This is a genomic window from Bordetella sp. MIP270_01_BMS (assembly GCF_054958705.1).
The window spans coordinates 3,706,148-3,730,119 of the sequence record NZ_CM143297.1 but is presented as its reverse complement, the minus strand read 5'-3'; the positions used below and the strand labels follow the sequence as shown (position 1 = coordinate 3,730,119).

Annotated in this window: 19 protein-coding genes; 8 read left to right on the top strand and 11 right to left on the bottom strand. The window is 65.7% G+C overall.

All coding sequences use genetic code 11. The features are described from left to right. Window positions 1-22: 22 nt before the first annotated feature. From ACV17W_RS17520 to coq7, 10 genes are all read right to left on the bottom strand, one after another. Window positions 23-1,165 carry a glycosyltransferase family 4 protein gene (locus tag ACV17W_RS17520; protein ID WP_462593624.1) on the bottom strand — a complete coding sequence of 381 codons (1,143 nt, stop codon included), beginning with the start codon at window positions 1,163-1,165 and terminating at the stop codon, window positions 23-25. Beyond that, window positions 1,162-2,322 carry a glycosyltransferase family 4 protein gene (locus ACV17W_RS17515; protein ID WP_462593623.1) on the bottom strand — a complete coding sequence of 387 codons (1,161 nt, stop codon included), beginning with the start codon at window positions 2,320-2,322 and terminating at the stop codon, window positions 1,162-1,164. The genes ACV17W_RS17520 and ACV17W_RS17515 overlap by 4 nt, the downstream gene beginning before the upstream one ends. Then, entirely contained in the window at window positions 2,319-3,434 is a 1,116-nt protein-coding gene (locus tag ACV17W_RS17510; RefSeq protein WP_462593622.1) for a glycosyltransferase family 4 protein, read from the bottom strand. Before ACV17W_RS17510 ends, ACV17W_RS17515 begins: the two co-directional genes overlap by 4 nt. Continuing rightward, the gene (asnB, locus tag ACV17W_RS17505) at window positions 3,431-5,359 is read right to left on the bottom strand and encodes an asparagine synthase (glutamine-hydrolyzing) (RefSeq protein ID WP_462593621.1); all 1,929 of its coding nucleotides are present in this window, start codon (window positions 5,357-5,359) and stop codon (window positions 3,431-3,433) included. The genes ACV17W_RS17510 and asnB overlap by 4 nt, the downstream gene beginning before the upstream one ends. A 44-nt stretch (window positions 5,360-5,403) precedes the next feature. Further along, window positions 5,404-6,540 carry a glycosyltransferase family 4 protein gene (locus ACV17W_RS17500; RefSeq protein WP_462593620.1) on the bottom strand — a complete coding sequence of 379 codons (1,137 nt, stop codon included), beginning with the start codon at window positions 6,538-6,540 and terminating at the stop codon, window positions 5,404-5,406. Continuing rightward, entirely contained in the window at window positions 6,540-7,901 is a 1,362-nt protein-coding gene (gene murJ, locus ACV17W_RS17495; protein ID WP_462593619.1) for a murein biosynthesis integral membrane protein MurJ, read from the bottom strand. The genes ACV17W_RS17500 and murJ overlap by 1 nt, the downstream gene beginning before the upstream one ends. A gap of 6 nt (window positions 7,902-7,907) precedes the next feature. Beyond that, complete coding sequence (locus ACV17W_RS17490; RefSeq protein WP_462593618.1) at window positions 7,908-8,933, bottom strand: SDR family oxidoreductase; 1,026 nt, start codon at window positions 8,931-8,933, stop codon at window positions 7,908-7,910. A gap of 9 nt (window positions 8,934-8,942) precedes the next feature. Next, complete coding sequence (tviB, locus tag ACV17W_RS17485; protein WP_462593617.1) at window positions 8,943-10,217, bottom strand: Vi polysaccharide biosynthesis UDP-N-acetylglucosamine C-6 dehydrogenase TviB; 1,275 nt, start codon at window positions 10,215-10,217, stop codon at window positions 8,943-8,945. A gap of 101 nt (window positions 10,218-10,318) precedes the next feature. After that, a complete protein-coding gene (locus ACV17W_RS17480; RefSeq protein WP_462593616.1) occupies window positions 10,319-11,413 on the bottom strand; it encodes an MraY family glycosyltransferase in 1,095 nt (364 codons plus the stop codon). A gap of 756 nt (window positions 11,414-12,169) precedes the next feature. Further along, entirely contained in the window at window positions 12,170-12,847 is a 678-nt protein-coding gene (coq7, locus tag ACV17W_RS17475; protein ID WP_462593615.1) for a 2-polyprenyl-3-methyl-6-methoxy-1,4-benzoquinone monooxygenase, read from the bottom strand. 167 nt (window positions 12,848-13,014) lie between these two features. On the opposite strand from coq7, the gene ACV17W_RS17470 reads away from it, so the two are divergent. The 3 genes from ACV17W_RS17470 to ACV17W_RS17460 are packed head-to-tail and all read left to right on the top strand — an operon-like array spanning window position 13,015 to window position 14,985. Further along, window positions 13,015-13,455, top strand: a complete 441-nt coding sequence (locus tag ACV17W_RS17470) for an OsmC family protein (RefSeq protein ID WP_462593614.1) — start codon at window positions 13,015-13,017, stop codon at window positions 13,453-13,455. A gap of 31 nt (window positions 13,456-13,486) precedes the next feature. After that, complete coding sequence (locus ACV17W_RS17465; RefSeq protein ID WP_462593613.1) at window positions 13,487-14,458, top strand: thymidylate synthase; 972 nt, start codon at window positions 13,487-13,489, stop codon at window positions 14,456-14,458. Between the two features lie 32 nt (window positions 14,459-14,490). Beyond that, window positions 14,491-14,985: a dihydrofolate reductase gene (locus ACV17W_RS17460; RefSeq protein WP_462593612.1), complete on the top strand. Its 495-nt coding sequence runs from the start codon at window positions 14,491-14,493 to the stop codon at window positions 14,983-14,985. 7 nt (window positions 14,986-14,992) lie between these two features. On the opposite strand, the gene ACV17W_RS17455 is transcribed toward ACV17W_RS17460, so the two are convergent. Then, window positions 14,993-16,405, bottom strand: a complete 1,413-nt coding sequence (locus ACV17W_RS17455; RefSeq protein WP_462593611.1) for an aminotransferase-like domain-containing protein — start codon at window positions 16,403-16,405, stop codon at window positions 14,993-14,995. Window positions 16,406-16,592: 187 nt separating this feature from the next. Here ACV17W_RS17455 and aptA point away from each other — a divergent pair, with 187 nt between their 5' ends. The 5 genes from aptA (at window position 16,593) to ACV17W_RS17430 (ending at window position 23,970) form a co-directional block, all read left to right on the top strand. Continuing rightward, the gene (aptA, locus tag ACV17W_RS17450; RefSeq protein WP_462593610.1) at window positions 16,593-17,918 is read left to right on the top strand and encodes an omega-aminotransferase AptA; all 1,326 of its coding nucleotides are present in this window, start codon (window positions 16,593-16,595) and stop codon (window positions 17,916-17,918) included. 4 nt (window positions 17,919-17,922) lie between these two features. Beyond that, complete coding sequence (locus tag ACV17W_RS17445) at window positions 17,923-19,410, top strand: CoA-acylating methylmalonate-semialdehyde dehydrogenase (protein ID WP_462593609.1); 1,488 nt, start codon at window positions 17,923-17,925, stop codon at window positions 19,408-19,410. Between the two features lie 449 nt (window positions 19,411-19,859). Then, window positions 19,860-21,371, top strand: a complete 1,512-nt coding sequence (locus ACV17W_RS17440; protein ID WP_462593608.1) for a M81 family metallopeptidase — start codon at window positions 19,860-19,862, stop codon at window positions 21,369-21,371. 80 nt (window positions 21,372-21,451) lie between these two features. Then, window positions 21,452-23,017, top strand: coding sequence for an ABC transporter substrate-binding protein (locus tag ACV17W_RS17435; RefSeq protein ID WP_462593607.1), 1,566 nt, complete (start codon window positions 21,452-21,454; stop codon window positions 23,015-23,017). A gap of 11 nt (window positions 23,018-23,028) precedes the next feature. Then, window positions 23,029-23,970: an ABC transporter permease gene (locus ACV17W_RS17430; RefSeq protein WP_462593606.1), complete on the top strand. Its 942-nt coding sequence runs from the start codon at window positions 23,029-23,031 to the stop codon at window positions 23,968-23,970. Window positions 23,971-23,972: the final 2 nt, after the last annotated feature.

Genomic DNA, 23,972 nt, shown 5'->3' with positions numbered 1-23,972 from the left:
CGTGTCGCAAACGCCGCCCCGCTCAGCCTCGCTGCCTGGCCAGCAGCAGGCGATAGACATCCAGGTGGCGCTGGCAAACGTCTTCAATATCGAATTCGCGTTCCGCCAGGCGGCGCCCGGCCTGGCCGAGCCGCTGGCGCAGCGCCGCATCCGCAGCCAGCCGGCCGATCGCATCGGCCAGGGCCTGGGCATCCCGCGGCGGCACCAGCAGGCCGGTCTCGCCCGGTTCGATCGCGTCTCGGCAACCCGGCACATCGGTGGTGACGACCGCCCGCCCGCAAGCCGCGGCCTCGATCAGAGAGCGCGGCAGGCCTTCCCGGTAAGAGGGCAGCACCGCAATATGCGATTCCGCGTAAAGCTCGGCGATGTCGCTGCGCTCGCCCAGCGCTTCAATGCAACCTTCCTGCTGCCACGCGTCGACATCGGCTTGCGTGACGGACGCGGGATTGCCAGGATCGACCCCGCCGGCCAGCACCATGCGCACGGCCGCCCCCTGCTGCTGCAACAGGCGTGCTGCGGCCACGAACTCTAGAACCCCCTTGTCGCGCAGCAAGCGGGCCACCATCAATGCCGTCACCGGCCCCGCAGACTCAGGCAAGGCGGGATAGGCCGCCAAGTCCACACCTGAGCCCCGGATCATGACCACCTGCTCTTGGCGCACGGCCCCCAGACCGCGCAGCGTGTCGCGGTCGTTGGTGTTCTGGAACACCACGCGGCTGTTGCGGTGCCCCAGCGCCAGGCGGTACAGGGCGCTCACGACCTGCCTCACCATCGTGGCCTTGCGCCCTTGCGCCACGAAAACGAAGCCCAGGCCGGAGATCGCCGACACCATGGCGGGCACGCCCGCCATCCGCGCCGCGATGCCACCATACAGCACCGGCTTGATCGTGACCAGATGCACCAGCCCCGGCTTCAGTCGGCGGAACAGGCGCACCAGCGACCATAGCGTGCGAAATTCCTGCAGCGGGTTCTTGCCGCTGCGCGTCATGGGAATGGCATGATGGGTCAGCCCCAGCGCAGTGATGCGCGGCACGGCTTCTCCCGCCATGGTGGCCACGTGCACGTCATAGCCGGCGCGCTGCGCCGCCAAGGCCAGGGGCAGGCGATGCGACAGGAAGAAAGCCGGGTTGTTCACCACGAACAGCAGGCGGTTCGAGCGGTTCATGCGCGGCCTCCGGCGATGCGGCGCCAAACGGACTCGTAGGCGGCAACCATTCTTGCCAAGTCGAATTCGGCCAGCACGCGGGCCCGCCCTTCGGCGCCGGCCGCGTCGCGGCCGCGCGCGGAGATGTCGTCCAGGGCCCGGGCTATGCCCTGGGCCAACGCCTCGGGCTGCTCGGGCGGCACGACCGGCGCCGTCCCCCCCACGATGTGTGCCGCGTCGCCCACATCGGTGACCACGCAGGGCGTACCGCAGGCCATGGCCTCGGCGACCACATTGGGAAAGCCTTCTGCGCAGCTGGACAACACGTGCAGATCGAGTGCGTTCATGACGGCCGGAATCTCATCGCTGGGGCCCGCCAGCAACACCCGGCCGCGCAATCCCAGCCGCTCGATAAGCGCCCCCAGTTCGGCGTTGCCCGGCGTCATGCCTCGTCCCACCAGCACACACCGCAAGCCCTGGTCGCGCCCATCGCGCACCAAGGCCGCGACGGCCCCCAGCAGATTGGCGTGATCCTTCAGCGGATCCCACCTCGCCACACAGCCCACTAGCAGCGTACCCTGGGCAACCCGCCACAACTGGCGCATGCGCTGCCCCGCCGTCGCATCGGGCTGATAGCGCGACAAGTCATACCCATTGGCAATGACCACCAGGCGATCGGCGCGGTACCCGTACTGCTCGTGGCGCAAGGCCGAGTCGCGCGCGGCGCACACCACTGCGCGCGGCAGCCAGCCCGAAAGCCGCGCGCACAGCTTCAGCACCAGGCGCGCCGAACGGCTGCTGCGATCGAGATGCGCGCCCGAATTGCGGATGCCCCAGGCCAGCGCGCGCACGCCCGCCAGTCTCGCCGCCAGTCCGCCGATGAGGTCGGCGTGGTACATCCAGGTCTGCACGGCATCAGGGCGATCGCGCGCCAGCAGTCGGCGCAGCGCCAGGAAACCGGCCAGCGTGAGCCGCCCGCGCGGCATATCCAGAGTATGCAGCGTGACCCCGGCATGTCGCAGGCGCGTGCCGTATACCCCTTCGTCGGTCAGCGACACAACGGTATGGCGCACGCGTTGATCGGGATAGGTCGCCAGGCGAAACAGCACCGATTCGGCGCCGCCCTGCCCCAGGCCGGTAATGACATGGGTCACGCGCAGAATGGCCGGCCGCGTCATGCCCGGCCTCGCACCGCCGCGAAGAGGGCATCCCACTCGGCCAGCACGGCCGGCAAGGCGTAGCGCGTGCGCACCGATGCGGCAGCGCGCGCGCCCAGTTCCTGGCGCAATGCCTGGTCATGCATCACCTGCCGCAAGGCCGTGCCCAATTCAACGCGGTCGCCGGCAGGCACCAGCAAAGCGTCCTGCCCGTCGCGGGTCATCTCGCGCGGGCCGCTCGGGCAGTCGAACGCCACGCAGGGCAACCCCAGCGCCATGGCCTCGAGCAGCACATTGGGAAATCCCTCGACTGCGGAGCTCAGTACGAACGCGTGCCCCTTGGCCAGCTCGGCCCAGGGCTCGGTGGTGCGGCCGGGCAATTGCACGCGCCCGTCCAGGCCGGCCGCGGCGACGCGGGCCTGCAGGTCGTCGCGACCAGGCCCGTCGCCCCAGATCCAGAGGTCCCATTCGGGAAATTCATCGGCAAGCTGCCCATATACGTCGACCAGCAGGTCGAACTGCTTGGCGGGCGCCATCCGTCCCATTGCCACCAGACGCTTGCGGGCGGCGGGCGCCCGGGCATCCACCAACGGCGCGTCGAGCAGTTCGGGGGGCAGCGGATTGGGAATGACCTTCAGCTGCTTGATGCCGGGCACCTGGTATGCAAAGGGCTCGACCGTATCTTCGGCCTGCACGGTGACCATGTCGGCGCTCGGGTAGAACAGCCGGCGCAGCGCCCGCCAGACCCGTCCGGTGCTGCGCTCGACGACGGGGTTGGTGCGCTCGCACACGATCAGCGGCACGTCGAGCCCTCGCGTTGCCATGATGGCCGCCACGTTGACGTTGGTCAGGAACGACACGACGACGTCGGGGTCGTTTTCTCGGATGATCGCACGCAGCGTACGCAGGCGATGCAGCGCTGCCAGAGGCCCGCTGGCACGCGTACCGGCGCGGTCGGCCAGCCAGACCAGGTCCACTGCATCAGAGAGGGGATAAAAGCAGGTGCCCTTTGACGAGTAAGTGGGTACCAGTGTCACGGTATCACCGCGATCGGTCCAGGCATTGACCAGGGTGGCGGCCACGCGTTCTGCGCCGCCTGCGTGCATGGAACTGACCAGCAGCAATATTTTCATCTATGGGGATCCTGTTCGCCGGCCATGCCGGCGTGGTAGCGATCCAGCCAGGCCTGCATCATCAGCACGCCCCACAGGCGGCTGTCCCAGTTGCGGTGGCCGGATACATGTTCGCGCCATTTGCGCAGAATGGGTTCAGGCTCGAACCAGCCCTCCTGGCGCAACCGCGCCGGGTCAAGTAAGGCTTCGGCCCAGTCGCGCAGGGGGCCGCGCAGCCAGCTGGCCAGCGGTACCGCGAAGCCCCGCTTGGGGCGGTCGACCAGGGCTTGCGGGACATGACGGTACAGCACCTGGCGCAGCAGCCATTTGCCGGTATTGCCGCGCACCTTGTATTCGAACGGCAACTGCCACGCGAATTCGTACACCCGATGATCGAGCAGCGGCACGCGCGTCTCGAGGCTGACCGCCATGGCCGCCCGGTCGACTTTGACCAGGATGTCATCGGGCAGATAAGTGACCGAATCCAGCTTCATCATCACGTCGAAGGCCGTGCCAACCATTGGCTGGTCGAACGGCGAGGGAAGCTCGACGCCGCCCTTGACCACCTGGCCCGGATCGTTCCAGTAAGACACGAACAGGCGGTAGAACTCGCCGCGCGTATCGGCGCGCAGCAGTTCGCCGAGCTTGCCGACCTTGCCCCGCCAGGCGCCGCGCCCAGGCAGCGCGGCAGATGCGCTCAACAGCGCCCCGCCGATGTGCCGCGCAGGCCCCGGCATGCGCTCGCACTTGCGCCACCAGTCGCGCACGCGAAAGTAGCGCGAGTAACCGCCGAACAATTCGTCGCCGCCGTCGCCCGACAGCGCCACCGTAACGTGCTGGCGTGCCATGCGCGTCACCAGCGAGGTGGGAATCTGCGACGAATCGGCGAACGGCTCGTCGTACATGTCGGCCAGCGTGGGCACCACGGCCAGCGCGTCGTCGGGCGTGACGTAGAGCTCGGTGTGGTCGGTTCCCAGATGCCTGGCCACGGCCTTGGCATGCTCGGCCTCGTTGTATTTCTTCTCGTGAAAACCAATGGCAAAGGTGCGTACGGGCTGCCTGCTCTGCGCCTGCATCAGCGCCACGATGGTCGACGAATCGATGCCACCGGAAAGAAACGCACCCAGGCTCACGTCGGACAGCATCTGCCCGCCCACTGCCTGGGACAACAACGCCTCGAGCGCATCGGTCGCCTGCGCGTCACTGTCGAATCGGCGGGGGGATTGCAGGCCGCGGTCGGCCTCCTGCAGCGCCGACCAATATACTTGGGGATCGGCCACCCGGCGGCCCTGCAGCTCGGCTTCGGAAACCTGCAGCCAGGTTCCCGGCGGCAGCTTGAAGATGCCCTGGTAGATGGATTGCGGCGCCGGAATGTAGTTATGGCGCATGAGCGAGGCAAGAGCCGCCCGGTTCAATTCACGCCCGAACCCGGGAATGGGCATCAGCCCTTTCAATTCGGACGCGAACACCAGATTCGCGCCTGTGTAGCCGTAATAGAGCGGCTTCTCGCCCATGCGGTCGCGCGCCAGCGTGAGCGTGCGTCGCTCGCGGTCCCACAGCGCGATGGCATACATGCCCACCACGGCCTGCAGCGTGGCCTCGACACCCAGCGCGGCAAAGCCCGCCAGGACTGTCTCGGTGTCCGAATGTCCGCGCCAGTCGGGTGCCTGGCCTGCCTGCTCGAGGCGGGCGCGTAGTTCCAGGTGGTTGTAGATTTCGCCGTTGAGCACCAGCACATAGCGGCCGCAGGCCGACACCATGGGCTGGTGCCCGGCTTCAGTGAGGTCCAGGATGGCCAGGCGCACGTGGCCCAGCGCCACGCCGGCGCCCGGGTCGTCCCAGAATCCATGGCTGTCGGGGCCGCGATGGCGTATGCGCCGGCAGCTGTCGGCCAGCACCTGCGCCTTGTCTTGCAAGGGCCCCCAGATTCCGACTATTCCACACATGTTGGTGTCTCGCGCTTGTAAGAGTTGTTCCGGGCCAAAGCGGGTCAGCGCCCCGGATTGCGCACGTCGTCAAACAGATCTTGCCACAGGCCCAGCACATGCCCGGCCGAGAACCGCTGCCGCGCTTCGATGGCACGCTGCGCCAGCGCCTGCCGCGCGGCATCATCGCCCATGAGGCTCGACAGCGCTGCCGCCATGGCCGCGACATCGCCGTTGGGGCGTACCAGAATGCCGTCGACCCCGTCGCGCACCACTTCCCGCGGGCCCGTATCGCAATCGAAACAGACGGCCGCCAGGCCGCTGGCCAGCGACTCCAGCAAGGTATTAGACAGCCCTTCGAAACGTGAACTCAATACGTACAGATCGGCACTGCCATACCAGTCGCCCACATTGCCGACCCGCCCGGGCATGGCCACGCGCGCCTGCAGTCCGGCGCCATCGATCTGCGCCTGCAACCGTTGCCGCTCGCTGCCTTCCCCCAGGATGGTCAGGTCCCACTCGGGGTGCCGGCCCGCAATCCGGGCATAGGCCTGTATCAGCAGGTCGAAACCCTTGTCGGGATGCAGGCGCCCCACGGCGAGCAGGCGTCTGCGGCCCTGCGTGGACGGGGGGGGCAGTACCGGGTCGGTGCGCTGCAGCGGCCACTGTACCGGGTTCGGAATGACGGCCAGTCTTGAACCCGGCACGTGTCGCGACAGCCAGTCGGCTGTACCGCGCGTCAGGGCAACCACGCGCGCCGCGCGCGGGTACGTCAGCCGCCGCAGGCGCTGCCACAAGCCCGACAAGGCCTGGGAGGGGGGATGGGTATGCTCTGTGGCAATCACCTGGCAGGGCAGTCCGCGCGCAGCCAGGACGGCCAGCACCGAGGCGGTGGTCATCATGGCCAGCACGATGTCGGGCTGGAACCGGTGCAGCAGTTGGCGCAACACCCGCACCCGCCGCAAGTTGGCCATCAGGCCTCGCAGCCCGCCGCCCTCGCCCGCCGTATGCAGCACGACGCGCTCGACCGAGGGGTGCAAAGCGTAGGCATCGTCAGCTGCGTCGGCCTGGGTGGCCACCATGACTTGCCAGCCAGCCTGCGCCCAGTGGGCGCTGAGGTCGGCGGCCACTCGTTCGGCGCCGCCGCCATGCAGCGAATGGATGAAAATCAGCACGCGCGGAGCAACGCGGGGCGTGTGCATCAGGAGCTCTCTTTGGCAGCGGGCGGCTCGTGCGGCCGCCACGCCACCACCATATAGCAGGTGAATGACAGGGCGTACATCAGGCTGGTGGCCAGCATAATGCCGGCCGTGCCCATGCGCGGTGCCAGCAGGGCATTCATCAGGATCTTCAGCAGGAAGTTGGCCACGGCGATCAGCGCCATGACGCGGTAACGGTTCTGGCTGGCCAGCAACTGCACCAGGATCAGCACGCCGAAATAAAACGGAAGCTGCAACAGCCCCCAGCGCAGCACCTGCGCCACGGCCTGGGTGTTTTCAGCGGTGAACGCGCCGCGCTCGAACAACAGCGCCACGCCCCAAGGCGCCAGCACCCAGGCCACGGCCACGACGGCGGCGCCTGCCGCGACCATTAGCACCGACCATTTCAGCGCCATGGTGCGTGCGCGCGCCGAGTCACCTCGGCTTTGCACATCGGCCAGCACCGGCAGCGCGGCGCGTCCCACCGATACCGCACCAATACCCAGCAGCAGCGAAAGCAGCCGGCTGGCATAGCCCAGCGTGGCGTTGGCGTTGTCGCCCAGATTGGCAGCCGTGTACTGGTCGAGCGGCCCCACGAAACTCATGGCCACCTGCCCCACCAGCATGACACCCGCCGCGCTGACCAACTCAGGCCAATGCGGCGACCGCATCGTCAGCAGGGGGGCCCCCCAAAATCCGCCATCGGCGCGCGAAGCCAGCCAGGCCAGCCAGACCGCCTGGATGGCATACCCCACCAGCGTGCCCCACAGCAGCGGTCCGACGTTGTCCGCCGACACTGCGGCAAGCATCACCCAGGCCAGCGTGGCCACGGCCGGCAGGCTGTCGAGCAGTGTATTGACGTGCCGTTCGTGGGCGCGCAACCGGGCGCCGCTCACGCCGGCGATCAACAACAACGCGGTGACCGGCACGAAGGCGTAGAGCAGCTGCGTGCTCATGGCCTGCACTTCCGGCGACAAGCCGGCACCCAGCCAGCGCAACACCCAGGGCCAGGCCAGGGCCGTCAGAGCGGCGAGCACCAGCCCGCCAACGAGGATGATGCCCTGCAGCTCGCGCACGAACTGGTTGCGCTCGTGGGGCGCGCTGCGCCGCAGACGCACCAGCACGGGAATCAGTACGACCCCCAGCACCCCCACGATCGTGGCGGGCAGCCAGTTGGCCAGGGTCATGGTGAACTGGTAGGCGTCTACGGCGTCGCTGATACCGTAGCGGTACGCTACCGCCATTTCCTTCAGGGCACCGGCGGCCTTGCCCAGCACCAGAAAGATAGCCACCCGGAACGCGCCGCGAAAAATGCGGAGGTGGTCCGGATGGATGGCGTTGAAGCGGCGGATGAGCGCTTTCAAAAATCGCTAACGCAGAAACTGCATATACCAGGGCATGGCCGTTTCGAGTCCGCGCACGATGTCGTAGGCCGGCTGGTACCCCAGCAACTTGCCGGCCTTGCCGATATCGGCCTGCGAATGGCGCACGTCGCCCGCGCGGAAGTCGGCATACACGGGCTGCTTGTCGTACTGCACTCCCTGTCCGCCCAGGGTCTGGGCCAGGTAGCGGAACAATTGGTTCAGCGTGGTGCGACCGCTGTAGGCCACGTTGTACACCTGGTTCAGGCCTTCTTGAGGTGCCAGCGCAGCGAGCAGGTTGGCCTGGACGGCGTTGTCCACAAAGCAGAAGTCGCGGCTGGTTTCCCCGTCGCCATTGATCACCACGTCATCGCCGCGAATCATGGAGGCCGTCCACTTGGGGATGACCGCCGCATACGCACCTTCGGGATCCTGGCGCTTGCCGAACACGTTGAAATAGCGCAGCCCCACGCTCGACATGCCGTACGAACGCGCGAACACGTCAGCGTACAGTTCGTTGACGTACTTGGTCACGGCATATGGCGACAGCGGCTTGCCGATGGTGTCTTCGACCTTGGGCAGGCCGGGATGGTCGCCGTAGGTCGAGCTGGATGCCGCATACACAAAGCTTCGCGTCCCGGCGTCGCGCGCGGCCACCAGCATGTTGAGAAACCCGCCGATGTTCACCTCGTTGGTGGTGATCGGGTCGTTCAGCGAACGCGGCACCGAACCCAGCGCCGCCTGGTGCAGCACGTGCTCGACGCCGTCGGTGGCCTGGCGGCACGCCGCCAGGTCGCGGATATCGCCTTCCAGGAACGTGAAGCGCGCCCACTGCGCGGGCTCGACCGAATTGCGGACCTCGTCGAGGTTGTGCCGATGCCCGGTCGCGAAATTATCCAGCCCCACGACGGTCTGGTCGAGCTTGAGCAGCGCTTCCAGCAGATTGGATCCGATGAAGCCCGCGCAACCGGTCACCAGCCACTTGCGTGGCGCCTGGCGCAGTTCCCGCTGAATGCTTGCGTAGCGTTCACTCATGCGGGCTCCTTACAGTCGCAGATCGGATTCGTTGGCGGGCAGCACGTACTTCAGGTCATACAGCACGTGCTTGGCCTTGCCCAGCTTGCGTATGGCGGCCGCGCCCATTTCGACGAACTGCTGGTGCGACACGGCCAGGATGATCGCGTCGTACTTGTTCTCTTCCGGCTTGGCCACCGGGGTGATGCCATATTCGTGCACGGCTTCCTGCGGGTCGACCCAGGGGTCGTACACGTCTACGGCCACGTCGTATTCGCCCAGCTCGTTCACGATATCGACCACCCGGGTATTGCGCAGGTCGGGGCAGTTTTCCTTGAAGGTCAGCCCCATGACCAGCACGCGAGCCCCTTCCACATGAATGCGCCGCTTGGTCATGCCCTTGACCAGCTGCGACACCACGTAGCTGCCCATCGAATCGTTCAGGCGTCGGCCGGCCAGGATGATCTCGGGGTGGTAGCCGATCGCCTGCGCCTTGTGCGTCAGGTAATACGGATCCACGCCTATGCAGTGCCCGCCCACCAGGCCCGGCCGAAACGGCAGGAAATTCCATTTGGTGCCGGCCGCCTGCAGCACGGCCTCGGTATCGATGCCCATCTTGTTGAAGATCAGCGCCAGTTCGTTGATCAGCGCGATGTTGACGTCGCGCTGCGTGTTTTCGATCACCTTGGCCGCCTCGGCCACGCGTATGCTCGACGCCTTGTGGGTACCCGCCGTGATGATCTCGTTGTACAGCGTATCGACCAGGTCGGCCACTTCCGGGGTAGACCCCGAGGTCACCTTCTTGATGGTGTTCACGCGGTGCGCCTTGTCGCCCGGATTGATGCGCTCGGGGCTGTATCCCGCGTAGAAGTCCTCGTTGAACTTCAGGCCAGACACCCTCTCGAGCACCGGCACGCAGTCTTCCTCGGTTGCGCCCGGGTACACCGTGGACTCGTAGATGACGATGTCACCGCGCTTGAGCACCGCGCCGATGGTCTCGCTGGCCTTCACAAGCGGCGTCAGGTCGGGCTGCTTGTATTCGTCGATGGGCGTCGGCACCGTCACGATGTACACATTCGCCTTCGCCAGATCGGCGCGATCAGCGGTGTAGCTCAGGTGCCTGGCCTGCGCCAGCTCGGCATCGTCGACTTCCAGCGTATGGTCATGGCCCGCCTTGAGGGCGTCGATGCGCTTGGTGTTGATGTCGAATCCAATCACCGGACGCTTCTTGCCGAATTCTACGGCCAGCGGCAGGCCGACATAGCCCAGGCCCACCACGGCAAGTTTCACTTCATCGATACGCAAGATAGCTCTCCCTTTGCCACGATCGTGTCGCGGCATTTCAGATAGGAACGGGGAATTGTAACGACGGCCCCCAGGCCCGCAGCGCGCTCATCCACCCTGGCTCAGTGTGTACGAGGCAACAGCAACCAGCCAGGGCGGCGCCACGACACCAGCCGCACATACAGCCAGATATAGGCCGCCGCAAAAACCCCGAGGCTCAGGCACAGGATCCAGGCGTTGTCCCACCAGATCGTGGCCGGCACCAGGCCGATGAGCGCCAGCACCCACATGTAGGGCGAGGCCAGCGCGTTGCACAGCGCCGGCACCGCATGGCGGCGCCGGCGGCTGAAGGTCACGCGGACCAGCCGGCGGAACACCAGCTGGTGCAGGTGCAGGGCGTCGGGCTGGTCGACAGGCACGCCGCGCTTGAAGCGCCGCCGCCAGATGGAGAAGCCGGTTTCGAATACCGGGTAGAACAGCACGGCCAGTGCATAGAAAGGGGAAACCGAAGGGTTGCGCACCACCAGCAGGACAGCAAGCTCGGCCAGCATGAAACCCAGGAAGTAAGCGCCGCCATCGCCCAGAAATACCCTGCCGAACGGGAAGTTCCAGACCAGGAACCCAACAGTGGCGGACGCCAGCGCGGCGGCAATCATGGATATGGGAAGATCGCCAACCTGAAGCGCGACCAGCGCGATGGACACCGCCATCAGGGTGGCCACCATGCCCGCCAGCCCGTTCATCCCGTCGACGATGTTCAAGGCGTGCGTACAGCCGCCAACTGCGAACATGGTGAACAGCAGCGAGATCGGCCAATATGACAGGACCCAGTCCACCGGCGCGATACCCACGCGGCTGACGCCGCCAAGCAGCCACCAGGCAATCGCGGCGGACAGGAATGCGGCCAGCAAGCGCTTGCTGGCGCCAATGTCTTTGGTGATGTCTTCAAGCAGCCCGGCCACGAAAACGGGCATGACGGCCACGAACAGCGCGGGCCAAAGCCAGGTCAGCGTCATGTTGCTGGGCCCCAGCACCAGGAGCCCGGCGAGCGAACCCGCCAGGACGGCCAGCCCCCCAACGCGCGGCGTGGCCCGCGTATGCGAGGCCTGGGGTTTGCTGAGGTCGCTGTCGCCGGTGAAGGCGCCATGCCAACGCTCGGACGCCACGATGAGGCCCCCCACCGTGAACGCCGCCACGCAGATGTACAGCCAGGTCACGGAAATACCTTAATCGGGTCGAAATTCATGTAGCCCATCATTATCGAGAGCGGGTGTAACCGCCCTATATGAGAGACTTAAACAAGTGCAAGGCGGCCGCACAGAACGTAACGCGTGCCGTCGCGGCGGGCGCTGTCGAAATTCATTGTAATTGTTTCGCGGCCATTGCATGACGACGAATTAAGGGTAATCACTAGCTGACGGCCCGGCCGCCCTGCGCGCACAAAAATCAGGGACGCATGCCCGAGAGCAAAAAAAAGCCCGAGATCTTGCGATCTCGGGCTAAATCCACCAAAGGAGGAGGGTGGAGGAGACAACCGGGGCATGTTGGGGAACCTGTACCAGGCTCAACCGCTACGCATCGGGGTTTGGTACCGCGCCGCTGCGTTTTCAACATCCATGACTGAATGGTAGCGCAAGGTTTTGTGCGATGCAAGATTTTTTTGGCGCGCTGCTGCGGTTGTTGCGGCCGCGCTGCAATCAGCCCGCAAAAGCGCGCGGACAATGGCTGTCGTGCTGCAATGGCAATTTGCAAAAAGGGTAAACCCTTGCGGGGTTACCCTATAAGATTCAACCACTTAGACAACCTTTGCGCCGTCCGCTCGCCCCCGCCCGCACAAAGTATGCTGCGTCGCACCAGCGGGCTCACGACCTCGCGAGGCGGGAGCCTGGCCGATGGCAAGCGTACCTGACCGCGCCAGCGCACCGCGGGCGGCGCCGCGCGGCATACCGGTTCGCCACGGCGCTGGACAGCACTCAGATCCAGTAGGCAGTGGATGTCATCAGCCGCGACATCGCACGCATGGCGCCCCGTACCGGCGCCGGCAGCGGCACGCCGCCCGCCTGCTCTGCGCTGTTGCGATGCTGCGCCTCGTCTTGCTTCATCTGATTCACGATCTGGCGCGAGCGCTGGTCGGGCTCGGGCAGGCTGCGTAAGTGCCCATCGAGGTGGACCTCGACCTGCCGTTCGGTTTCCGCCATGAAGCCCAGGTTGCGGGCCGTGCCGGCGCAACTGGCGAGCGCCCCCAGGGTGAACGAACCGGCATACCAGAGCGGATTGAGCAGACTGGGCCTGCTGCCCAGCTCTTCGAGCCTGCGCGCGCACCAGGCCAGATGGTCGACCTCTTCGGACGCCGCCCGGCGCAACAGATCGGTGGCCGACGCGTCCCGGCAGGCGGCGGCCTGCCCCCGATACAGCGCCTGGGCGCACACTTCACCCACGTGATTGACTCGCATCAGTCCGGCAGCGTGGCGCTTCTGCTGCTCAGTAAGGGGCGGAACGGGTTCCGGTTCGGTGGCGGGGTACGGCCGGGCCGAGTCCGCGGCTCCCGACAGAACTCGAAGCGCACGGTCGATTTCGCCAATAAGCGGGTCCAGCGGCCCGCGTCGGCGCGAAAACGGCGTGGATCCGGAAGGCGGAACGGTAGCGGTCATGGTTGGGCTCCTGGGCGGACGTGGCCGCCCCTGTTTACAGCAGTTTCTTGATGAGGAATTGTACGCAACCGTGATGCCCCCGCCCCGCCGGGCCGAGGCGCACGACCTGCTGCGCAGCCCACGCGGTATCATCATCACTTGTTTGCCTACAAGCTCAAGGAATACGCATGGAATGCACCATCAACTGGGGCGGACCCGACGGCATGCTGTTCGTGGCCAGCACCGGCAGCGGCCACGTGGCCACCATGGACGGAGCCCCAGACGGCGGCGGCCACAACCTGGCCCCCCGTCCGATGGAAATGTTGCTGGTCGGCACCGGCGGATGCACAGCGTACGACGTGGTGCTGATCCTCAAGCGCGGCCGCCACGCCGTGACCGGCTGCACCGTCAAATTGTCGGCCGACCGCGCCGAGTCCGATCCCAAGGTATTTACCCGCATTCATTTCGCCTTCACGGTCACAGGCAGCAAGCTGCCGCGTGCCGCCGTCGAGCGCGCCGTGCAGCTGTCGCACGAAAAATACTGTTCAGCCTCGGCGATGCTCGAGAAAACCGCTGAACTCAGTTTCTCTGTCGAAATCGTCGACACCCAGAACACGCCCGCCGCTTGAAGCGCGCGGCTGCCAGGCCGCGCGCATTGCCATGAAACAATACCTCTCGCTAGTCCAATCCATCATCGACCACGGTTCGTGGCAAGAAAATCGCACCGGCATCCGCACGCTTTCGCTGCCAGGCGCCGCCCTGCGCTTCGATCTGCAGCAGGGGTTCCCTGCAGTCACCACGAAAAAGCTGGCCTTCAAATCGGCCGTGGGCGAATTGGTCGGTTTTCTGCGCGGCGCGCGCAGCGCCGCCGACTTCCGAGCGCTCGGCTGCAAGGTCTGGGACCAGAACGCCAACGAGAACGCCGCATGGCTCGCCAACCCCTATCGTGAAGGCCCGGACGACCTGGGCCCGGTGTACGGCGTGCAGTGGCGCAACTGGCCAGCCTACAAACTGCTGCCTCAAGCCAACGCGGCACAGGTCCGCGATGCGCTGGCGCGCGGCTACGCGCAGGTTGCCGAACTCGAAGAGAACGGCGTGCCGCACGTACTGATGTACAAGGCGGTAGACCAGCTGCGCCAATGCCTGGACGCCATTCACCACACGCCGCAAGACCGGCGCATTCTGTTCCATGGGTGGAACTGGGCGCAGATCGAAGAAATGGCGCTGCCGCCCTGCCATTTGCTCTACCAGTTCCTGCCCAATGCCGGCACCCGCGAAATTTCGTTGTGCCTGTACATCCGGTCCAACGACGTCGGGCTGGGCACGCCGTTCAACCTTACCGAAGGCGCGGCACTGCTGCATCTGGTGGGCAGGCTGACGGGCTACAAGCCTCGCTGGTTCTCGTATTTCATAGGCGATGCACACATCTATGAAAACCACCTGCCTATGCTGCGCGAGCAGCTGACGCGCGAACCCCTGGCCGCGCCCCGCCTGGTGCTGTCCGACCGTATCCCCGACTATGCAGCCACGGGCCGATACCAGCCCGAATGGCTGGAGCAGGTCGAGCCCACCGATTTCGCGCTCGAAGGCTACCAGCACCATCCTGCGCTGACCGCGCCCATGGCGGTCTGAGCGCCACTGTCCACCTCTGCCCGCACAGTTCCATGACCGCCTCTCCGCGCCTTACCCTGGTGGTGGCCTATTCCGAAAACCGCGTCATCGGACGCGACAACGCGCTGCCCTGGAAGCTACCCGGCGACCTGGCACACTTCAAGCGCACCACGATGGGCAGCCCCATCATCATGGGGCGCAAAACCTGGGAATCGCTCGGGCGCCCCCTGCCCGGCCGCACCAATGTGGTCGTCAGCCGCAATGCCCAGTACGCGGCCCCGGGCGCGCAGGTGGTGGCCACGCTGGCCGCCGCCATCGATGCCTGCGGCCAGGCCCCCGACGTCTATGTCATCGGCGGCGCCCAGATCTATGCACAGGCGCTGTCCCTGGCCTCGCGCATCGTTGCCACCGAGGTGCATGCGCAAGTCGAAGGCGACGCGTTCTTTCCCTACCTGCCTGCGTTCGCCTGGCACGAAGCCTCGCGCCAGCCGCAATCCGAAGAAAACGGCTACACCTACGATTTCGTCGTATACGAGCGCCGCGCCTGACGCGCGACTAGCCGGGCCGAGCGACGCCGCGCAGGAACTTCCAAAGTTCTGGGCCCTGTGAATACGCGACATTGAAGCGTATCCAGGGCACATCCGCCTCATCCGTATCGAAATACGACCCCGGCGCCAGCCATATGCCGTCCTTCAGCGCCAGCTCGGCCAGGCCATTGGCGCCGGACGCCGTGCCCGGCAGGCTCGCCCACAAGAACAACCCCGCCTGCGGCCGCGTCCACACCCGCATGCCCAGATCGTCCATGTGCCCTGCCACCACTGCATGCGCCTGCGCCAGACGCTCACGTGTGCGGGCGATATGGGCGCGGTAGCGGCCTTCGCGGATGACCTGATGCACCACGCGCTCCATGATCTCGGGCGACGTCAGGCCCACCGCCATTTTCGTGCGTGCAATATCGCGCATCAGGTCGCGGTGCGCCACCACATATCCGACACGCACCGAGGGGCTGATCACCTTCGAATAGCCTCCCAGGTACACCACACGCTGGGCCCCATCCAGGGCCGCGAGCATGGGCGCCACGCCCGACGTCAGCTCACGAGAAATGTCGTCTTCGACGATCCAGAAGTCGTGCTGCTGCGCCGCCTGCAGCACGCGGAACGCATTGGCCATGCTCATCACCGAGCCGGACGGGTTCTGCAACACGGTATTGATGAACAGTGCGCGCGGGCGGTGCTGCGCCGCCAGGCGCTGCAATGCCTCGGCATCAAGCCCGTCGGGCGTGCGAGGGACGCTGACCACGCGCAGGCCGGCCAGGCGCAGCAACGGCAGCAGGTTTGCATAGCAAGGCTGTTCGACGGCCACGGTGTCGCCGGGTCGCAGCAAGGTGCGTATGACGAGGTCGAGACCATGAGTCACGCCCTGGGTCAGCACCACTTGGTCGGCCGCGACCTGCAGGCCGTGGCTCGCCAGCGACGCCGCCACGGTTTCACGCAGCGGCGCATGGCCATAGGGGTGTCCGTAACCGGCAATGCGCAGGGCGGGCACACGCCCCAGGTGCCGCAACGCCTGGTGCAGCCCTTCTTCATTCAGCCATTCGCCGGGCAACCATCCACAGCCCGACTTGATGGGCATGGAGTGGTCCGCATAGATATCCGAAAGCAGCCAGCCTGCGCTCAGGCGCGGGGGCTCCCACGGCGCCGCCGCGGTATCCGCCGGGCTGGCCTTGGCGGCGATGCGATATCCCGCCCCGGGCCGCGAGGTGAGCCACCCCTGCCCCACCAGCCGGCTGTAGGCCCCTGCCACAGTAAAGGTACTGATCTGGTAGGTGCGGGCGAATTCGCGCACCGACGGCACTGCCATGCCCGGCCTGAGCCATTGCCCTTCAATGGCTCTCACATAGGCATCGACGATCTGGTCGACCAGTGACGGGGCCTGCGTTCGGGATCGGTTGGGTTGGAAATCGAGCATCGCAGAACATAAGCGTGGGCTATCAATACAGTTCTTCCGAATATACCAGTACAGTCAGCCTAATTTACGTTGATCGTATATTTCCAGGCGGGGGCCAAAGGGAGAGAATGCGCTTAATCCTGCCATCGTTGCCGCCCGCTGTTGTACAGGTCACGGGCACGCGCAGGTCCTTTCTGGAGTCCCACCCATGAACGCCCGCACCGGCCTGCCCGACCTTTCACATTTGTGGATGCCGTTTACCGCCAACCGAAATTTCAAGTCCCAGCCTCGCATGCTGGCCGACGCCAAAGGCATGTATTACACGTCGAGCGACGGCCGCCAGATCCTCGACGGCACCTCGGGACTCTGGTGTGTCAATGCGGGCCACTGCCGCGACGAAATCGTGCAGGCCATTGCCAGCCAGGCCGGCACGCTCGATTACGCACCCGGGTTCCAGTTGGGACACCCGCAGGGTTTCGAAGCCGCCTCGGCCGTGGCCGGACTCATGCCCGAAGGGCTGGACCGGATTTTCTTCACCAACTCCGGCTCGGAATCGGTCGACACCGCGCTGAAGATCGCCCTGGCCTACCACCGCGCGCGCGGTGATGCGCAACGCACGCGGTTGATCGGCCGCGAGCGCGGTTATCACGGCGTGGGCTTTGGCGGCATCTCGGTAGGCGGCATCTCGCCCAACCGCAAGACGTTTTCGGGCGCCCTGCTGCCCGCCGTCGATCACCTGCCCCACACGCACAGCCTAGAGCACAACGCGTTCTCGAAGGGCCAGCCCGCCTGGGGCGCGCACTTGGCCGATGAACTGGAACGCATCGTCGCCCTGCACGACCCCTCGACCATCGCGGCCGTCATCGTCGAGCCCATGGCCGGCTCGACCGGCGTGCTGGTGCCACCCAAAGGCTACCTGGAGCGCCTGCGCGAGATCACCGCCAAATACGGCATCCTGCTGATTTTCGATGAGGTCATCACCGGCTACGGCCGCCTGGGCGCGGCCACGGCCAGCGAATACTTCGGCGTCACGCCCGATCTCATCACCATGGCCAAGGGCATCAGCAACGCCGCCGTGCCCGCTGGCGCGGTGGCCGTCAAGCGCGATGTGCACGACGCCATCGTCAATGGCGCGCCGGGCGGCATCGAGTTCTTCCACGGGTACACCTACTCGGCGCACCCGCTGGCCACCGCGGCCATCCTGGCCACGCTGGACATCTACCGCCGCGAAGAACTTTTCGCACGTGCCCTGCAGCTGAGCCCGAAGTTCGAGGCCGCCGCCCACGCGCTGCAGAACGCGCCGAACGTCATCGACGTCCGCAACATCGGGCTGGTTGCCGGGATCGAGCTGGCGCCTCGTAAAGATGCGCCGGGCGCGCGTGCGGCAGAAGCTTTCCAGAAGTGTTTCGACAACGGCCTGATGGTGCGCTACACGGGCGACACGCTGGCGGTCTCGCCGCCGCTCATTATTGAAGAATCGCAGATCGAGGAAATGTTCCAGTCGATCGGCAAGGTACTGAAGGAAATCGCCTGATCTCATGAAGAAGCTCTCTCACTTTATTGGCGGCCAACCCTACGAAGGCCGCAGCGGCCGCTACGCCGAAGGCTACAACCCGGCCACCGGCCAGGTCACGAGCTCGATCGCGCTGGCGTCGGCCGAAGACGTCGATGCGGCGGTCGCCGCCGCGCGCGCCGCCTTCCCCGCCTGGTCCGAAACCCCGGCTCTGAAGCGCTCACGCATCCTGTTCAACTTCAAGGCGCTGCTCGACCAGCACCAGGACGAACTCGCGGCGCTCATCACCGCTGAGCACGGCAAAGTGTTCTCCGACGCCAAGGGCGAGGTCGTGCGCGGCATCGAGGTCGTCGAATTCGCCTGCGCTGCCCCGCAACTGCTCAAGGGCCAATATACCGACCAGATCGGCGGCGGCATCGACAACTGGAGCCTGCGCCAACCATTGGGCGTGGTGGCCGGCATCACGCCGTTCAACTTCCCCATGATGGTGCCGTGCTGGATGTTCCCCGTAGCCCTGGCCTGCGGCAACACGTTCGTGCTCAAGCCCTCCGAACGCGATCCCTCCGTATCTCTGCGCCTGGCCGAGCTACTGAAAGAAGCCGGGCTGCCGGACGGCGTATTCAACGTGGTGCAAGGCGACAAGCAGGCGGTCGACGCGCTTATTGCCCACCCGGATGTCGAAGCCCTGTCCTTCGTGGGATCCACGCCTATCGCCGAATATATCTACTCCGAAGGCACGCGGCGCGGCAAGCGCGTCCAGGCGCTGGGCGGGGCAAAGAACCACATGGTGGTCATGCCCGACGCCGATCTCGACCAGGTCACCGATGCCCTGATCGGCGCGGCATACGGTTCCGCCGGTGAACGTTGCATGGCGATCTCGGTCGCCGTTGCGGTGGGCGACGTGGCCGACACGCTGATCGAGCGGCTCGCGCCGCGCGTGCTCTCGCTCGTCATCAAGAACGGCATGGAATCCGACGCCGAGATGGGCCCGCTGGTCACCGCACAGCATCGTGCCAAAGTGGTGGGCTACATCGAAGATGGCGCTGCGGCGGGTGCAACGCTGGTGGTCGACGGGCGCGAGCGGCACATCGCCGACACCGGGTTCTTCCTGGGCGGCACGCTGTTCGATCACGTGACGCCGCAAATGAACATCTACCGCGAAGAGATCTTCGGGCCGGTGCTCTGCGTCGTGCGGGTGCCCGATTTCGCTGCCGCGGTCGAGCTGATCAACGCACACGAATTCGGCAATGGTGTCGCCTGCTTCACGTCCGATGGCGGCATTGCACGCGCTTTCGCGCGGCAGATCAAGGTCGGCATGGTCGGCATCAACGTGCCCATCCCCGTGCCCATGGCCTGGCATTCGTTCGGTGGCTGGAAACGCTCGCTGTTCGGCGACCATCACGCCTACGGTGAAGAAGGCGTGCGCTTCTACACCCGCTACAAGAGCGTGATGCAGCGCTGGCCCGACAGCATTGCCAAGGGCGCTGAGTTCACCATGCCCGTGGCCAAATAATCCGGCCTCCCACCATCGCGGATGAGCACGGCCGCGCGCTCATCCGCGCCCGCACAGGGGCGAACATCTGACGCCGCCAACGCGCGGCACGTCCTGCCCCGCGCCCGGCTTGCGTCCATCTTATGCCTGCGCCCCTTCGCGCCCTTGAGGCCTGAGCGCAGGGCACCGGCCGGCTGGCATCGGCCGGCATTCCGGCCTACATCTGCACACACTCACGTAATAATTTACGACGCCCGGCCCCAGCGGGTAGAGCCGTGCGGTTCGCGAGGCGGCGGCCGCGTCACTGGCTGCCGGTATTGGCCGCCGCCCGCTCTCATCGCGTCTTGGGGCGGACAACGCACCGCGGGGCGAGTGCGGGCATCGCCTTATTGCCCAACCTGGAAATCTTCAGCAGAATCGCCCTATCCATACACATCCACGCGTACGCAAGCCTCAGAAAGGATTCATCGATGCGCATCGGGATAGGCGGGTTCCAGCACGAAACCAACACTTTCGCGCCCTCGCGTGCCACTTGGGAAGAATTCGCCGACAAAGGCGGCGGGTGGCCCAAACTGGTATCAGGGCCCGCCATCTTCGATGCGGTTGCCGGCGCCAACATTCCCATAGCGGGTTTCATCGATGCCATGCGCGAGCACACGCTGGTGCCCACCACCTGGACGGCCGCCAGCCCTTCCGGACCGGTCACGCGCGATGCTTACGAGCGCATCAGTGCAATGATTCTCGACGGCCTCAGCCAGGCCCTGCCGCTGGACGCGGTCTATCTCGACCTGCATGGCGCCATGGTGGCCGAACATCTCGACGACGGCGAAGGCGAACTGCTGCGCCGGGTGCGCGTGCTGGTCGGCCCGGCCACCCCCATCGTCGCCAGCCTCGACCTGCATGCCAATGTCACTCGCGCCATGGTGGCGCACGCCGACAGCCTGGTCTGCTATCGCACGTACCCGCACATCGATATGGCCGAGACCGGACGTCGCGCCGCGCAATTGCTCGACCGCCGCCTGCACGGGATGCCCCGGCCCTACGTGGCTTTGCGCAGCATTCCATATCTGATCTCGCTTTGCTGGCAGTCCACCGACATTGAACCCGCGCGCAGCCTGTACAAGCGGCTCGAAGACCTGGAAGCGCGCGAAACCACGATCAGCCTCTCATTTGCCACGGGCTTCCCGGCCGCGGACTTTCCGGAATGCGCCCCCACGGTCTGGGCATACAGCGATACCCAGGCCGATGCGGACGCCGCCGCCGACGCGATGGCCCGCGCGGTTCTCAACGCCGAGGCAGACTTCGGCGGCAAAATCCTCACTCCCGACGAGGCCGTACAAAGTGCGCTGGACCTGGCGCGCAACGCCGTCAAACCGGTCGTCATTGCAGACGTGCAAGACAACCCGGGCGCGGGGGGCAGCTCCGACACCACAGGCCTGCTGCGCGCGCTGCTGCGCCATCGAACTCCCGATGCGGCCATCGGCCTGATCGTGGACGAACAGGCGGCGCTGGCCGCCCACCGCGCCGGCGCCGGCAACACGGTCAGGATCGCACTGGGCGGGCACTCGGGTATTCCCGATGACCTGCCCCTCGAAGCCGAATACCTGGTCGAAAAGATTTCCGACGGACGGTTCGATACCCATGGCGCGTTCTATCGCGGTTTCCACATGGACCTCGGCCCCAGCGCCTGCCTGCGCATCGACGGGGTGCGCATCGTGGTCGCGTCGACCAAGGTTCAGATGGCTGACCAGGAAATGTTCCGCTTCGTGGGTATCGAACCCACCCGCCAGGCCATCCTGGTCGTGAAAAGCTCGGCACATTTCCGCGCTGACTTTACCGATATTGCCCATACGATCCTGGTCTGCGCGGCGCCGGGCTCCATGTTGATGGATGCCGCCCAGCAGCCATGGACACGCCTGCGGCACGGCATCAGAATGGCACCTTGCGGCCCGGAATTTTCCAGTCGCACCGCCACTGCGTGACTCGTTCCGCCGCCACGGCGGCGGGCCTGCGATCCCGGCGGAATCCACCGCCGTCCCAACAACCGAAAAGGGGAATCTCCATGTTGAAGCTAGTCCGTGCGGCCGCCCTGGCCGGCGCCACGCTCCTGGCGGCGGGTGGCGTCCACGCAGAAACCGTGATCAGCGCAGTCATGCATTCGCCGCTGCGTCTCACCGACCCGCATGCCACCACCGCCTATATCACGACGTGGCACGGCTACATGATCTACGACACCCTGCTTGCCACCGACGCCAATAACAAGGTGCAGCCGCAGATGCTCGAAAAGTGGGATGTCTCCGAAGACGGCAAGACGTACACCATGACCCTGCGCGAAGGCCTGAAGTGGCACGACGGGCAACCGGTCAAGGCAGAAGACTGCGTCGCGTCCATCAAGCGCTGGGCGGCCGGCGACGGCATGGGCCGCACACTGCTGAAATTCGTGTCCAGCATCGACGTGGTCGACGACAACACGTTCCGCATCGTCATGACCGAACCCACCGACCTGGCACTGCGGGCGCTGTCCAAGCCCACGGGCACGGCCGCCTTCATGATGCCCAAGCGCGTCGCTGAAGTCCCCGTCGGCACCCCCATCACCGACATGACCGGCTCGGGCCCCTTCAAGGTCACGGAATTCAAGCCCGGCGTCACCACCGTCTATGTCAAGAACCCCGACTACGTCCCGCGCAAAGAACCGGCCAGCGCGCTGGCCGGCGGCAAGGTCGTCAACATCGACAAAGTCGTGTGGAACGTCATGCCCGACGCGCTCACCACCGCAAACGCGCTGATGAGCGGCGAGATCGACTACGTCGAGCAGTTCCCGTACGACCTGCTGCCCATGCTCGACGGCAATTCCGACTTCAAGGTCGAGTCGCTCAGTCCGGTGGGCTACTTCACGATGTACCGCTTCAACTTCAAGTATCCCCCCTTCGACAACAAGAAGATCCGCCAGGCCGCCATGTATGCGGTCGGCCAGGAAGACGTCATGAAGGCCCTGGTCGGAAATCCCGACTACTACCAGACCTGCGCCTCGCTGTGGGGTTGCGGCACACCGTTTGAAACCGACATCGGCAAAGATGTGGTCGTGCCTCCCAACATCGAGAAAGCGCAAGCGCTGCTGAAAGAAGCCGGCTACGACAACACGCCCATACTGGTGATGCATGCCACCGACGTCGGCACCCTCAGCCCGCAACCAGTCGTCATGGCACAGGCGCTGCGCAAGGCTGGCTTCAACGTGAACCTCGCCGCCATGGACTGGCAGACGGTCGCCACTCGCCGCGCCTCGAAAGCGGCGCCGGACGCAGGCGGCTGGAACATCCACAACACCAATTGGTACGCCACTGACATCATGGATCCCGTCCGCTCGGCGCCCGCGTCGGCCAACGGCGACGGCGCCTGGTTCGGCTGGCCGGAGTTCCCCGAGATCGAGGCCCTGCGCACCAAGTTCGCCCTGACCTCCGACGAAGCCGAGCAAAAGAAGATCGCCGACGAAGTACAGCGCATCGGCATTGAAGAAGGCCTGTATGTGCCGCTGGGCCAGATGTCGGTTCCCACGGCGTACTCGGTCAAGCTCAGCGACCTCGTGCACGCCCCCATCATGGCGTTCTGGAACGTCAAGAAAGCGCCCTAGGAACACCGCCCATGCTGGCTTTCATCCTGCGCCGCCTGCTGGCCACCATACCCGTTCTCATCCTGGTGGCCGTCGTGGTGTTCGCCATTCTGCGCCTCAGCCCGGGCGATCCGGCGGTCATCATGGCGGGCGACGCCGCCACCCCCGAGCGCATTGCCCAGATCCGACAGGTGATGGGCCTCGATCAACCCCTGTTCAAGCAATTCTTCCTGTGGGCAGGCAGGTTGGTGCAGGGCGACATCGGCACCTCGCTGATGTCCGGAGTGCCGGTGCGGCAACTGATCAGCCAGCGGCTCGAGCCATCGCTCAGCCTGGCGGTACTGACCCTGTTGTTCACCCTGGTAGTGGCCATCCCGCTGGGAATCCTGGCGGCCTGGCGCCAGGGTCGCTTGCTCGACCGCATCGTCATGGGCTTCTCCGTGCTGGGTTTCTCGGTGCCGGTATTCGTCACGGGCTACCTGCTCATCTGGGCCTTCGCCATCGAGCTCGACTGGTTCAAAGTGCAGGGCTACACACCCTTGTCCGCGGGATTCTGGCCCTTCCTGCACCGCCTCATCCTGCCGTCGCTGGCCTTGTCCACCATTTACGTGGCCCTGATTGCCCGCATCACGCGCACCAGCGTCATCGAAGTCATGGGCGAAGATTTCATCCGCACCGCGCGCGCCAAGGGCCTGGGCGAAACCGGCGTGCTGCTCGGGCATGCATTGCGCAACGCGGCGGTGCCCATCGCAACCGTCGTGGGCGTCGGCATCGCGCTGTTGATCAGCGGCGTGGTGGTCACCGAATCCGTGTTCAACATCCCGGGACTGGGACGCCTGGTGGTCGAAGCCGTACTGGCGCGCGACTACCCCGTCATTCAGGGGCTCACCCTGTTTTTCGCCTTCGTATACGTCTTCATCAATCTGCTCGTCGATTGCGCCTACACGCTGTTCGACCCGCGCATCAGGTACTGACC

What these genes read in the sequence shown, in the direction of transcription:
- ACV17W_RS17510 (WP_462593622.1), bottom strand. Translation starts at nt 3,434, where the DNA reads ATGAAAATATTGCTGCTGGTCAGTTCCATGCACGCAGGCGGCGCAGAA.
- ACV17W_RS17500 (WP_462593620.1), bottom strand. Translation starts at nt 6,540, where the DNA reads ATGCACACGCCCCGCGTTGCTCCGCGCGTGCTGATTTTCATCCATTCG.
- ACV17W_RS17470 (WP_462593614.1), top strand. Translation starts at nt 13,015, where the DNA reads ATGGAATGCACCATCAACTGGGGCGGACCCGACGGCATGCTGTTCGTG.
- ACV17W_RS17515 (WP_462593623.1), bottom strand. Translation starts at nt 2,322, where the DNA reads ATGACGCGGCCGGCCATTCTGCGCGTGACCCATGTCATTACCGGCCTG.
- ACV17W_RS17520 (WP_462593624.1), bottom strand. Translation starts at nt 1,165, where the DNA reads ATGAACCGCTCGAACCGCCTGCTGTTCGTGGTGAACAACCCGGCTTTC.
- ACV17W_RS17430 (WP_462593606.1), top strand. Translation starts at nt 23,029, where the DNA reads ATGCTGGCTTTCATCCTGCGCCGCCTGCTGGCCACCATACCCGTTCTC.
- coq7 (WP_462593615.1), bottom strand. Translation starts at nt 12,847, where the DNA reads ATGACCGCTACCGTTCCGCCTTCCGGATCCACGCCGTTTTCGCGCCGA.
- ACV17W_RS17440 (WP_462593608.1), top strand. Translation starts at nt 19,860, where the DNA reads ATGCGCATCGGGATAGGCGGGTTCCAGCACGAAACCAACACTTTCGCG.
- ACV17W_RS17435 (WP_462593607.1), top strand. Translation starts at nt 21,452, where the DNA reads ATGTTGAAGCTAGTCCGTGCGGCCGCCCTGGCCGGCGCCACGCTCCTG.
- ACV17W_RS17445 (WP_462593609.1), top strand. Translation starts at nt 17,923, where the DNA reads ATGAAGAAGCTCTCTCACTTTATTGGCGGCCAACCCTACGAAGGCCGC.
- ACV17W_RS17455 (WP_462593611.1), bottom strand. Translation starts at nt 16,405, where the DNA reads ATGCTCGATTTCCAACCCAACCGATCCCGAACGCAGGCCCCGTCACTG.
- ACV17W_RS17490 (WP_462593618.1), bottom strand. Translation starts at nt 8,933, where the DNA reads ATGAGTGAACGCTACGCAAGCATTCAGCGGGAACTGCGCCAGGCGCCA.
- aptA (WP_462593610.1), top strand. Translation starts at nt 16,593, where the DNA reads ATGAACGCCCGCACCGGCCTGCCCGACCTTTCACATTTGTGGATGCCG.
- ACV17W_RS17460 (WP_462593612.1), top strand. Translation starts at nt 14,491, where the DNA reads ATGACCGCCTCTCCGCGCCTTACCCTGGTGGTGGCCTATTCCGAAAAC.
- ACV17W_RS17465 (WP_462593613.1), top strand. Translation starts at nt 13,487, where the DNA reads ATGAAACAATACCTCTCGCTAGTCCAATCCATCATCGACCACGGTTCG.
- asnB (WP_462593621.1), bottom strand. Translation starts at nt 5,359, where the DNA reads ATGTGTGGAATAGTCGGAATCTGGGGGCCCTTGCAAGACAAGGCGCAG.